This is a genomic window from Halomonas elongata DSM 2581 (assembly GCF_000196875.2).
GTDB classification, from domain to species: domain Bacteria; phylum Pseudomonadota; class Gammaproteobacteria; order Pseudomonadales; family Halomonadaceae; genus Halomonas; species Halomonas elongata.
This window is the reverse complement of record NC_014532.2, coordinates 409,299-421,747: the sequence shown is the minus strand read 5'-3', so window position 1 is coordinate 421,747 and position 12,449 is coordinate 409,299. Positions and strand designations below refer to the sequence as shown.

At 65.0% G+C, this 12,449-nt stretch carries 11 protein-coding genes; 5 read left to right on the top strand and 6 right to left on the bottom strand.

Going from position 1 to position 12,449, the window contains the following annotated elements:
- Positions 1 to 200 precede the first annotated feature (200 nt).
- From bfr to lptF, 5 genes are all read right to left on the bottom strand, one after another.
- Positions 201 to 677, bottom strand: coding sequence for a bacterioferritin (gene bfr, locus HELO_RS01915; protein WP_013331118.1), 477 nt, complete (start codon positions 675 to 677; stop codon positions 201 to 203).
- Positions 678 to 826: 149 nt separating this feature from the next.
- Positions 827 to 1,033, bottom strand: a complete 207-nt coding sequence (locus HELO_RS01910) for a (2Fe-2S)-binding protein (protein WP_013331117.1) — start codon at positions 1,031 to 1,033, stop codon at positions 827 to 829.
- A 112-nt stretch (positions 1,034 to 1,145) separates the two neighbouring features.
- The gene (locus HELO_RS01905) at positions 1,146 to 1,622 is read right to left on the bottom strand and encodes an RDD family protein (RefSeq protein WP_013331116.1); all 477 of its coding nucleotides are present in this window, start codon (positions 1,620 to 1,622) and stop codon (positions 1,146 to 1,148) included.
- Between the two features lie 15 nt (positions 1,623 to 1,637).
- Positions 1,638 to 2,702 carry an LPS export ABC transporter permease LptG gene (gene lptG / locus HELO_RS01900; RefSeq protein WP_013331115.1) on the bottom strand — a complete coding sequence of 355 codons (1,065 nt, stop codon included), beginning with the start codon at positions 2,700 to 2,702 and terminating at the stop codon, positions 1,638 to 1,640.
- A complete protein-coding gene (lptF, locus tag HELO_RS01895) occupies positions 2,699 to 3,784 on the bottom strand; it encodes an LPS export ABC transporter permease LptF (protein ID WP_013331114.1) in 1,086 nt (361 codons plus the stop codon). The genes lptG and lptF overlap by 4 nt, the downstream gene beginning before the upstream one ends.
- 135 nt (positions 3,785 to 3,919) lie before the next feature.
- Here lptF and HELO_RS01890 point away from each other — a divergent pair, with 135 nt between their 5' ends.
- The 5 genes from HELO_RS01890 to HELO_RS01870 all read left to right on the top strand — a co-directional run bounded on the left by HELO_RS01890 (position 3,920) and on the right by HELO_RS01870 (position 11,177).
- Complete coding sequence (locus tag HELO_RS01890) at positions 3,920 to 5,440, top strand: leucyl aminopeptidase (RefSeq protein ID WP_013331113.1); 1,521 nt, start codon at positions 3,920 to 3,922, stop codon at positions 5,438 to 5,440.
- A gap of 149 nt (positions 5,441 to 5,589) precedes the next feature.
- Positions 5,590 to 6,690 carry a branched-chain amino acid aminotransferase gene (locus tag HELO_RS01885; RefSeq protein WP_013331112.1) on the top strand — a complete coding sequence of 367 codons (1,101 nt, stop codon included), beginning with the start codon at positions 5,590 to 5,592 and terminating at the stop codon, positions 6,688 to 6,690.
- Between the two features lie 85 nt (positions 6,691 to 6,775).
- Positions 6,776 to 7,516 (top strand): SDR family oxidoreductase, encoded by a 741-nt coding sequence (locus HELO_RS01880; protein WP_013331111.1) that lies wholly within the window; start codon positions 6,776 to 6,778, stop codon positions 7,514 to 7,516.
- A 187-nt stretch (positions 7,517 to 7,703) separates the two neighbouring features.
- The gene (locus HELO_RS01875) at positions 7,704 to 8,159 is read left to right on the top strand and encodes a DNA polymerase III subunit chi (protein WP_013331110.1); all 456 of its coding nucleotides are present in this window, start codon (positions 7,704 to 7,706) and stop codon (positions 8,157 to 8,159) included.
- Between the two features lie 171 nt (positions 8,160 to 8,330).
- Entirely contained in the window at positions 8,331 to 11,177 is a 2,847-nt protein-coding gene (locus HELO_RS01870; protein ID WP_013331109.1) for a valine--tRNA ligase, read from the top strand.
- A 63-nt stretch (positions 11,178 to 11,240) separates the two neighbouring features.
- Here the strand turns inward: HELO_RS01870 and HELO_RS01865 are convergent, their stop codons facing one another.
- On the bottom strand, positions 11,241 to 12,422 hold the full coding sequence (locus tag HELO_RS01865; protein WP_013331108.1) for a MalY/PatB family protein: 1,182 nt from the start codon (positions 12,420 to 12,422) through the stop codon (positions 11,241 to 11,243).
- Positions 12,423 to 12,449 lie beyond the last annotated feature (27 nt).

Genomic DNA, 12,449 nt, shown 5'->3' with positions numbered 1-12,449 from the left:
GAAGGATATCACTTGGAAGGTTTTCTCTCTTCAAGGCGCTGAGCGCTATTCTTCCAACTTATAGCTCCGAAGATACCCCAGCACTTCTAGCAGGTTCACCCTTTCCATACAAACAGCAAACCCTCCAAGGCATCGCCCCGGAGGGTTCTTCTTACCGCTTATAGCTTACGGCTTACAGCTCCGGGCGTAGCCCAGCCAGCTTATTCAGCTTCCTGCATCTGCTTCTGCAGGTAGTTCTGGATACCCACCTTGTCGATCAGACCAAGTTCGGTTTCCAGGTGGTCGATGTGCTCTTCCTCGTCATCGAGGATGCACTTGAACAGGTCCCGGCTGACGTAGTCCTTGACCTGTTCGCAGTGAGTGATGGCATCGATCAGGTCGGCACGGGCCTTCTGCTCGAGCTTGAGATCGCACTCGAGCATCTCCTTGGTGTTCTCGCCGATCAGCAGCTTGCCGTAATCCTGCAGATTAGGGATGCCTTCGAGGAAGAGAATACGCTCGATCAGCGTATCGGCGTGCTGCATTTCCTCGATGGATTCCTTGTACTCCCACTTGCCCAGGGCGGCGAGCCCCCAGTCCTGGTACATCTTGGCATGCAGGTAGTACTGGTTGATGGCTACCAGTTCGTTGCCGAGCACCGTATTGAGATACTGGATGACCTTGCTGTCGCCTTTCATGACGTTACCTCGATTGCTGTCAGGGTCCTTTTTACATTGGCACGGGCCCCTCCGCCCTGCCAGGCATACCCAACAGTCTAGATCACGTCACAGAAAATTCAATAAAATCAATCAGTTGCTAATGGCAACACAAACAATATCGATTGTCATCACACCGCATAGGCCAGTGCTTCGGCGGGAGCGGTCAGCGTCTCGCGAATGGCTTCGCGGGTAATGCCCTTGCCCATGCAGGCGCACTTGCCGCATTGGGTACCACAGCCCGTCTCGAGCTGGACCTCGCGCCAACTGCGCGCACCTTCCTCCACGCTCTGGCGGATGGCCTTGTCGCTGACACCCTTGCATAGACATATGTACATGACATCACCTCGTGCTGACCTCGAGGCAAATGTAAATGATTCGCATAGCCTATCGCAACCATAGGCTGTCACTTTTTTGTCCGGAGAGGACGAGACTTTCGTATCAGGCATGTCAGGTGCCCGCCTTGGGCACCACCACAACCTGCGTACCGGAGACGATATCGGCCCAGCTACGGCGTTCGGCGTCGAACAGCACCCACAGATGCCCAAGGCCGCAAGCCGCCCAGGAAAGCGCGCCCACCAGATAGCGCACCAGACTCTGGCGCAGATTGATCGCCCGCCCGTCCGTCGTCTGCACGCGCAGGCGCCAGGCCTGCATGCCCAGCGTCATGCCGCCACGCATCCAGAAGAACGCGAAGAAGACGAAGGCACCGCACAGCAGCAAGACACGTAGCGAGGCCACCTGGACGACACCGACACCCAGTTGCGCTGCCGGCATGTCCAGCAGCAGGCGACTGACCAGCACATGGCCGGCGGCCAGCGCGATCCAGATAGCCAGTACCAGCAGGCCGTCATAAACCATGGCCCCCAGGCGGCGTCCCAGCCCGGCAGGCCAGACGTCATCGAGACGGTCGAAACGCTGCACCATGCGGGCTCCTCCGGATCAACCGCTGCGACGCAGCATATAGAATCCCAGGGCGGCACAGATCAGGGTCGGCGCCAGCACCGCCCAGGCCGGCGAGAAGCCGAACACCGTGGATGCCGGTCCCAGCAGGTCCTGCAGATACTTGAAGACCAGCCCGGTGATCACGCCATAGAAGACCCGGGTACCGGCCGCCACGCTGCGCAAGGGTCCGAACACGAAGGAAGCGGCCACCAGCATCAGCGAAGCCATGGTCAAGGGCATCAGCATCTTCTGCCAGAAGTAGAGCAATGGCTGGGTCGCGTCCTGCCCCTGGGCTTCCAGGTAACGCGCATGGGCCCAGAGTTCGCTGGGCGCCTGGGTCTCCACCCTGCGCAGCAGGCGATTCAGCTCGGCGGGCGTCAGCTCGGTCTGCCAGGGGCGGGTGGCCTGATGGGTCACCTCGGTACGGCCATCCACGAAGCGGGTGATGTCCACGTTCTCCAGCACCCAGCCACCATCGCGCCATACCGCCCGGCGCGCACTCACCGCCTCGCGCAGCTCACGTCCCTCGAAGCGGTAGCGGGTCAGGTCAAGCACGACATTGTCGACGCGGATGGCGCCGAAGCGGTAGAAGCTGTCGCCCTCTCGCTGCCAACCGCCACGCTCGGTGAGCACGGCCCCCTCGCCCTGCATCTTTTCCAGACGCCAGGCACTGGCGTACTGCTCGGTGCTGGGGCTGACGAATTCGGCGATGAACAGCACCACGGCGATCACCAGGATGACCGGTTTCATCACGCCCCAGAGAATGCGCGCCAGCGACCGGCCCGCGGCTCTCATCACCGTCAGCTCGTTGCTCGAGGCCATGCCGCCCAGGCCGATCAGCGCGCCGATCAGCACGCCCACCGGGGCATACTGGTAGAAGCGCCAGGGCAGGCGCATCACCAGATAAAAGAAAACCTGGAGGGCTCCGTAGTCCCCTTCCACATCCCCCAGATCATTGATGTAGGTGATGACCAGATCCAGGCCCAGCAGCACGACCTGCACCACCAGGATGGCCCCCAGAACGTTGCGCGCGATGTAACGGTCCAGACGGTCGGCGATCATCCGCTCATCCCCTTGCGCTGGGCACGCAGCGTCATCAGCAGGCCGATAACCAGGAAGGCGGCGTGGATCGGCCACATGCCCAGCGTGGTCGGCCAGGCTCCCCTGGCGATGGCATCCAGGGCCGCCAGCAGCAGGCTGAGATAGGCCACATAAAGAAAGATCGCCGGCAGCAACTTGGCGAAACGCCCCTGGCGAGGGTTCACGCGAGACAACGGCATGGCCAGCAGCGTCAGGATGAACACCATCGGCGGCAAGCCGAGCCGCCACTGCAACTGCGCCATGGCGGGTGCCGACCCGTCGGCGAACAGAGCCGGGGTGGTGGCATATTCGGGATCGTCCAGATCGTCGCGCTCGGCGGCGGCCCTGGAAAGACGCACCGCATAGGTGCCGAACGACAAGTGTTCGGCCACCGCCCGCCCCGGTTCAACGCTGTAGCGTTCGCCATCGGAGAGCACCAGAAAACGGCTCCCGGTTTCCTCATCGATGGTCTGATAGCCCTCCGCGGCGCGCGTCACCACCGTCTGGGGCGTGCCATCGTCGCGGCGCTGGCGCTCGCTGATGAAGACCCCTTCCAGGCGTCGTTCCTGCTCGCTCAACGCCTCGGTATAGGCCACCCGGCCACCGCCGAAGTTCTGGAAACGCCCCGGTGCCAGGACACCGAAATCGAGCTGGCTGCTCTGCTCATCGAGGATAATCTCGTTCTGCAGGGCACCGGCCGGCGTCAGCCAGAGGCTGCACAACCCCACCAGGATGGCCACCACGGTGGCCGGCAACAGGCTTACCCACAGCAACCGATTGGGACTCGTGCCGCAAGCCACCAGCACGGTGATCTCGCTGTTGAGATAAAGCTGTCCCAGCGCAAGCAGAATGCCGAGGAAAAACGCCAGTGGCAGGATCAGCTCGAGAAACCCTGGCAGATGGAACAGCATCAGGGTCCCGAGAATATCGACGGGAATCTCGCCCTCCGCCGCATTGGAGAAGTAGCGGATGAAACGGCTGCCCATGATCACCAGCAGCAGCACGCCGGCGACGGCGGCCATCGTCTGCAGGATCTCGCGGGTCAGGTAACGAAATATGATCAATGCTGTCTCCCGATCCGGGTTGCCGGTACCCGGCCAACTTCCATGCAATGACGCCCGGCCTTGGGTACACTGGGACGACTCGGCAATGTGCCGGCATTATCCAGAATCCCCCACCGCTTGTCTTGTGGAGACACCATGGAATTCCCAGTTCAGACGGCCAATCCCGCCAAGATCGAGACGGCCTGCCTCGTGGTACCGGTGTTCAAGGATGGCGACCTGCTGCCCGTCGCCGCCAAGCTCGACGATGCCAGCGAGCGGCTGATCGGCCAACTGATCGAGCGTGGCGACTTCGACGCGCGCCTGGGCAACGTCCAGTTGATTCCCTTCGCTCCCGGCCTCAACGCCGACCGCCTGATGCTGGTCGGCCTGGGCAGCCGCGAGAAGTGCCAGGAAGGCGCCTTCCGCAAGGCCGTCGATGCCGCCTTCGGCGCCCTGGCAACGTTGCCCGCCGATGACGCCACCGTGGCCTTCAACGACGTACCGGTCCCCGACCGCGCCTGCGACTGGAAGGCCCGCATGGTAGCCGAAGCGGCCCATCGCGCCATCTATCGCTTCAACGACTTCAAGTCCGAGCCCGCCCCCGTGCCGCCGCTCGAGCGCGTGACCCTGCTGGTCAGCGAGGGCGGCGATTCCGACGCCGCTCGCGAAGGTGGCCGCATCGGCGATGGCATCGGCCAGGGCATCAACGCCACTCGCACCCTCGGCAACCTGCCCGGTAACGTCTGCACGCCGAGCTACCTGGCCGAGCGGGCCGAACAGATGGCCGCCGACTCCGAGGGCGCGCTGACCACCGATATCCTCGACGAACAGGCCCTGGAAGAGCTCGGCGCCCACAGCCTGCTCAGCGTGGGTCGCGGCAGCGTCGAGCCGTCGCGCCTCATCGTCATGAAGTATCAGGGCGCCGACGATCCCGACGAAGCGCCTCACGTGCTGGTCGGCAAGGGCATCACCTTCGATTCCGGCGGCATCTCGCTCAAGCCGGGCGAAGGCATGGACGAGATGAAGTTCGACATGTGCGGTGCCGCCAGCGTGTTCGGTGCCGTCACCTCCGTGCTCGCCATTCGTCCCAAGGTCAATCTGGTGGCCATCGTCGCCAGCGCCGAGAACATGCCCGACGGCCGTGCCACCAAGCCCGGCGACATCATCAAGACGCTCAAGGGCCTGTCGGTGGAAGTCCTCAACACCGACGCCGAAGGTCGCCTGGTGCTGTGCGACGCCCTGACCTACGCCGAGCGCTTCGAGCCCGCCAGCGTGGTCGACATCGCCACCCTGACCGGTGCTGCCATCATCGCGCTGGGCCATCACGCCACCGGCTTGATGTCCAACGACGACGACCTGGCACTGGACCTGCTCGACGCCGGCGAGACCGCCTGGGACCGTGCCTGGCACATGCCGCTGTGGGACGAGTACCAGGAGCAACTGGACTCCAACTTCGCCGATCTGGCCAACATCGGCGGTCGTCCGGCAGGCACCATCACCGCGGGCTGCTTCCTCTCGCGCTTTACCGACAAGTACCCCTGGGCGCACCTGGACATCGCCGGTACCGCCTGGCATTCCGGCAAGCAGAAAGGCGCCACGGGTCGCCCGGTGAGCCTGCTCACCCAGTACCTGCTGGACCGCTCTTCCGATAGCCAGGTCGAGGTCGGCGAGGACTGATCCGTCAACGCGGGTCTTGCCTTTTCCGCGCGGCGACTTTTTCATGAAAGGAGCCGACCATCATGCACCGGACCGGCACCGCCGGTTCGGTGTTTCAGCATCGCCCCGAGGCGCCAACCGCGCCTCGGGCACAGCGGAGATTCATAGCCGTGCCCACAGAACGCTTTTCCGTGCTGCCCTCCACCGATGCCAAGGCAGCCCATATCCGTGACGACATCCTTGCCAATCCCGGTTTCGGTCGCTACTTCACCGACCACATGGCCCATGTGCGCTGGACCGTCGACGCCGGCTGGCATGGCCACGAGGTACGTCCCTACGGCCCGCTGACCCTCGATCCCGCCGCTGCTGTGCTGCACTATGCCCAGGAGATCTTCGAGGGCATCAAGGCCTATCGTCACGCCGACGGCTCGGTCTGGGCCTTCCGTCCGGAAAAGAATGCCGAGCGTTTCCGCCGCTCGGCGCGCCGCCTGGCCCTGCCGGAGCTCTCCGACGAGGACTTCATCGACTCGCTCAAGGCACTGCTCGCCCAGGACCACGCCTGGGTGCCGACCCCGGCCAGCGATGCCGACGAGTCCAGCCTCTACCTGCGTCCCTTCATGATCGCCAGCGAAACCTTCCTCGGCGTGCGTCCCGCCCATGAGATCGATTACTACGTGATCGCCTCTCCGGCGGCGGCCTACTTCAAGGGCGGTGTGGCACCAGTGTCGATCTGGCTCTCGTCCCAGTACAAGCGTGCCGCCGCCGGGGGCACCGGCTTCGCCAAGTGCGGTGGCAACTACGCCGCCTCCCTGGCCGCCCAGAAGGAAGCCGAGGCCCACGACTGCAGCCAGGTGGCCTTCCTCGACGCCGCCGAGAACAAGTGGATCGAGGAGCTCGGCGGCATGAACCTGTTCTTCGTCTACCGCGACGGTCGCCTGGTCACCCCGCGACTCACCGACACCATCCTCGAGGGCGTGACCCGCGACTCGGTGCTGACCCTGGCACGCGACGAGGGGCTGACTCCCGAGGAACGCCCGATCAGCATCGACGAATGGCGCGAGGGCGCGGCCAACGGCGAAATCACCGAAGTCTTCGCCTGCGGCACCGCCGCGGTGATCACCCCGGTGGGCGAGCTGGTCACCGAGGAAGGTTCGATCCGCCTCAGCGCGGGCGGTGATAACGAAGTCGCCAAGCGCCTGCGCAGCCACCTGCTCGACCTGCAGTACGGGCGTCGCGAAGACAGCCGTGGCTGGCTGACGCGTCTGGCCTGATCCCCATGCGCCATGGCACGGCCGCCTCTCCCGCGGGCCGTGCCCTGCATGTTTTCTCGTCAAGTTTCTCCGTCAAGAGGCCGAAATGTCGAAAGTGATGCTGATTACCGGTGCCGGACGCGGCATCGGCGCCGCCACCGCTCGCCTCGCTGCCCAGCGCAGCTATGCAGTGGCCGTCAACTATCGCAGTGACGAGGCCGCGGCCGCCAGCGTGGTCGCCGACATCGAAGCCGCAGGCGGGCGTGCCATCGCCATACGGGCCGATGTCGCCGTCGAGGCCGATATCCTTGCCATGTTCGAGACCGTGGACCGGGAGCTGGGCCGCCTCGACGTGCTGGTCAACAACGCCGGCGTGGTCGACCAGGTCTGCCGCGTCGAGGACATGGACGCCGAGCGCATCGATCGCATGATGCGCATCAACGTGACCGGCCCGTTCATCTGCGCCCGCGAGGCCATCAAGCGCATGGCCAAGCGTCACGGCGGCCAGGGCGGCGCCATCGTCAATGTCGGCTCGGCGGCGTCTCACCTGGGCGGTGCCGACGAATACGTCGACTACGCCGCCTCGAAGGGCGCCATCGATACCATGACCGAAGGACTGTCCAAGGAAGTCGCCGGTGACGGCATTCGTGTCAACACCGTACGTCCCGGCGTGGTTCGCACCACCATCCACGCCAGTGGCGGCAACCCGGAAAAAACCGACGTTGCCGGTTCGGTCATCCCCATGGGACGCATCGGCGAACCCGAGGAAATCGCCGAGGGCGTGCTGTGGCTCGCCGAAGCCGGCTTCACCACCGGCGCCCTGGTCGATATAGACGGCGGGGTTTAACCACCGGGCTACGCCCGGAGCTGTAAGCTGTAAGCTGTAAGCTGTAAGATATCAGCCGCGATGGCAAAAGGTTGCAGTAGCGCCGCCCTGATGGGGCGATGACTTCAAACCAAGCCCAAGTGCTTTTCTTACAGCTTCCAGGCGCGAAGCGCCGCTCTTAGAGCTTACAGCTTGCCCGAAGGGCCCCATGACCCAAGTCGACTTCTACATCCTGCCCGACACCACCCTCGACGCACGTCTCGAGTTCGCCTGCCGGCTGGCCGAGACCATCGTCAACAAGGGCTATCGGCTGCATCTGCATGCGGAAGACGAGGCCATGGCCCGAGCCCTCGACGACCGCCTGTGGGACTTCCGGCCCGACGCCTACCTGCCCCACGCCCTGCTGGGCAGCGAGCAGGCCGACAGCGTCCCGGCGACCATCGGCTGGGAGGAACCACCCTCACCCGGCGAACCGGGCACCCAGGCGATGCTCAACCTGCACCCCGACATCCCGGAGTGGTTCTCGCGTTTCGAGCGGGTCGCCGAGATCATCAACCAGCATCAGGAAGTGCTGACCGCCAAGCGCGACTGCTGGCAGACCTACAAGAAGCGCGGCTATCCCGTGAAGGCCCACCAACTGGGCGGACAGGGCGGCAACGGCTGACGTTGGCATAGCGAGGCTGACGCACCGGCTCCATGTTGCCGAGATCAGGGACGCCCCCGTCTCAGGCTGACGTCAGGACGCTCATCGGGCTATAATCGAGCCCATTTTTCGACGATTCCCGCCACCCGGCCACCACGCCGGTGGCGACCATTTCTGGATCCGGAACCGCCCATGGACAAGACCTACCAACCCGAGCAGATCGAAAACCGCTGGTATCAGCGTTGGGAAGAGGATGGCCACTTCGCCCCTTCCGGCGAGGGAGAGCCCTACTCCATCATGATCCCGCCGCCCAATGTCACCGGCAGTCTGCACATGGGCCACGCCTTCCAGGACACCATCATGGACACCCTGACGCGCTGGCGGCGCATGCAGGGCCGCAACACCCTCTGGCAGGTGGGCACCGACCACGCCGGCATCGCCACCCAGATGCTGGTGGAACGCAAGGTCGCCGCCGAGGAAGGCAAGAGCCGTCATGACCTGGGACGCGAGGCCTTCACCGACAAGATCTGGGAGTGGAAGCACGAGTCCGGCGGCCACATCACTCGCCAGCTGCGTCGCATGGGCGCCAGCGTCGACTGGTCCCGCGAACGCTTCACCATGGACGACGGCTTCTACAAGGCGGTCCAGGAAGTCTTCGTGCAGTTGTTCGACAAGGGCCTGATCTATCGCGGCAAGCGGCTGGTCAACTGGGATCCCACCCTGCATACCGCCATCTCCGACCTCGAGGTGGAAAATCGCGATCAGCAGGGTCAGTTCTGGCACTTCCGCTACCCGTTGGCCGATGGCGTCACCACCGAGGCGGGACTCGATCATCTGGTCGTCGCCACCACTCGTCCCGAAACCCTGCTCGGCGACAGTGCCGTAGCGGTCAACCCGGAGGATCCGCGCTACGCCTCGCTGATCGGCAAGTTCGTCGACCTGCCTCTGGTCGGTCGCCGCATTCCCATCGTCGCCGACGAACACGCCGACATGGAGAAGGGCTCGGGCTGCGTGAAGATTACCCCGGCCCACGACTTCAATGACTATGAGGTCGGCAAGCGCTGCGAGCTGCCGCTGATCAACGTCTTTTCCCGGGATGCGGTCATCCTCGAGCGTGCCGAGGCCTTCGATCTCCAGGGCCGTCCGCTGAGCGACATCGATACCAGCCTGCCGTCCGCCTATGCCGGCCTCTCGCGTTTCGAGGCCCGCGAGCGCATCGTCGCCGACATGGAGGCCGCCGGCCTGCTCGAGCGCACCGAGACGGTCAACAACACCCTGCCCTTTGGCGACCGTTCCGGCGATGTCATCGAGCCCTATCTCACCGATCAGTGGTTCGTGGCCGTGGAAAACCTCGCCAAGCCGGCCATCGCTGCGGTCGAGAACGGCGACATCGAGTTCGTGCCGAAGAATTACGAGAACATGTACTTCTCCTGGATGCGCGACCTCCAGGACTGGTGCATTTCGCGCCAGCTATGGTGGGGCCACCGCATCCCGGCCTGGTACGATGCCGAGGGCAATGTCTACGTGGCCCGCACCGAGGCCGAGGCCCGCGACAAGCACGGTCTGCCCGCCGACGTGCCCCTGACCCAGGACGAGGATGTCCTCGACACCTGGTTCAGCTCCGGGCTGTGGACCTTCGGCACCCTCGGCTGGCCCGAGAAGACCGAGGCTCTGGAGACCTTCCACCCCAGCAGCGTGCTGGTCACCGGTTTCGACATCATCTTCTTCTGGGTCGCCCGGATGATCATGCTGACCCTGGAGTTCACCGGCGAGGTGCCCTTCAAGCAGGTCTATGTGCATGGTCTGGTGCGCGACGGCCAGGGCAACAAGATGTCCAAGTCCAAGGGCAACGTCCTCGATCCCATCGACCTGATCGACGGCATCGACCTGGAGAGCCTGGTCGAGAAGCGCACCGGCAACATGATGCAGCCGCAGAAGGCCAAGGCCATCGCCAAGGCCACGCGCCAGGAATTCCCCGAGGGCATCGAGCCCCACGGCACCGACGCCCTGCGCTTCACCTTCCTCTCCCAGGCCACCACCGGTCGCGACATCAAGTTCGACATGGGCCGCCTGGACGGCTACCGCAACTTCTGCAACAAGCTGTGGAACGCCTCGCGCTATGTACTGATGAATGCCGAAGGCCAGGATTGCGGTGCCGATGGCAGCGAGGTCGAGCTGTCGCTGGCCGATCGCTGGATCATCTCGCGCCTGCAGCAGACCGAGGCCCAGGTGACCCGGGCCATGGAAGAATATCGTTTCGACCATGCCTCCCAGGCGCTGTACGAGTTCATCTGGAACGAGTACTGCGACTGGTACCTGGAGCTCTCCAAGCCGGTGCTCTGGGATGACGACGCCACGCCCGAATCGCAGCGCGGCACCCGCCGCACCCTGGTGCGGGTGCTGGAGGCCATCCTGCGCCTGGCACATCCGATGATGCCCTACATCAGCGAGGAGATCTGGCAGCGGGTCGCGCCCCTGGCCGGCACCTATCGCGGCGAAGGCGACTCCTTGATGGTCCATGCCTGGCCGGAGGCCGACGAAGCCCGCGTCGACGAGGCTGCCACCCGCAACATCGAGTGGCTCAAGGGCGTGATCGTGGCGATCCGCAACATCCGTGCAGAGCTGAACATCGCGCCCGGCAAGCCGCTGGAGGCCCTGCTGACCAAGGGCGACGCCACCGACCGCGAGCGACTGGAAGCCAATCGGCCGTTCCTCGCCAAGCTGGCCAAGCTCGAGCGTCTCGACTGGCTCGACGATCCCGCCGCGGCGCCCCTGGCGGCCACCCAACTGGTGGGCGACATGGAAGTGCTGGTGCCCATGGCCGGCCTGATCGACAAGGAGGCCGAACTGGCTCGCCTGGCCAAGGAGATCGACAAGCAGGACAAGCTGATCGGCGGCATCGAGAAGAAGCTCGGCAACGAGAGTTTCGTCGCCAAGGCCCCCGAAGCGGTGGTGCAGAAGGAACGCGACAAGCTCGACGACCTCAGCGCCAATCGGCGGCTCCTGGTCGAGCAGCGCGACAAGATCGCCGCGCTCTGAATCGCTGTACGTCGCTGGCAGCGCACGGCACAAGACATCCCGCCGTGCGCTGCCCCTCGCCTTTCAGCTTTTCAATAGCGTGTCCATGCGCTCCAGCGCCGCTTCCAACTGCTCGGCGGTGGTGCCGAAGTTGAGCCGGGCGAAGCCGGGCCAGCCGAAGTCGGCGCCATCCGAGAGGGCCACGCCGGCGCGCTCCAGCAGGGCTTGCTGGGGCGAGTCGGCGTCCTGCAGCGCCGGGGCCTCGCGCAGGTCCAGCCAGGCCAGATAGGTCGACTGCGGTGCGGCCATCCTCACACCGGGCCAGCTCGCGACGCGTTCCGCCAGCCGGCGACGATGGCCGCGCAGGGTCTCGAGCAGCGCCTGCCGCCAGGGCTCGCCATGGCGATAGGCGGCCTCGGCGGCCACCAGGCCCAGCACATTGCCGTCGGGCTGGAGCCCCTTGGCCTGCTCGGCGAAGCGCCGGCGCAGGCCGGCGTCGGGAATCACCGCACAGGCCGTGGTCAGCCCCGCCAGGTTGAAGGTCTTGGAAGGCGCCCAGAGCGTCAGGGTGCGCTCGGCAAGCGCCGGGAACATCGCCGCCAGCGGGCGATGCCGGGCGCCGTCGTCGAGCAGCAGGTCGCAATGCAGCTCGTCGGAGACGACCAGCAGGTCGTGACGTTCGACCAGTGCCGCCAGCCCTTCCAGTTCGGCGGCGCTCCAGACGCGTCCGGTGGGGTTGTGGGGATGGCACCACAGCAGCAACCGGGTACGCGGTGTGATGGCCGCCTCCAGGGCCTCGAGATCGAGCCGCCAGTCACCGTCGGGCGTCTCGGGTGGCCGCATGGCGGCCTGCTGGGACTCGCGGCCGGTGCGCCGCGCCACCTGCAGGAAAGGTGGATAGATCGGCGTCACCGTGAGCACGCCGTCACCGGGCTCGGTAAGCGCCAGGCTGGCCATGTGCAGGGCCGGTACCACGCCCGGCAGCCATAGTTGCCAGTCGGGCTCGATGGACCAGCCGTAATGTTCGGCGCTCCATTCGCACAGCGTCTCGCGCAGGCTGCTCGGTACCAGGCCATAGCCATAGACGCCATGATCGACCCGGGCCCGCAGCGCCTCGATCACCGCCGGCGGAGAACGAAAGTCCATGTCGGCCACCCATAACGGCAGCACGTCAGCGTCGAAGCGGTGCCACTTCTGCGACGGCCAGTCGCCATCGCTGGGATGTCGCCGATCGATGGGCGTGGCAAAATCGAATGTCGAGGTCATGCAGAGGCCATCCTTGTACCTGATCGG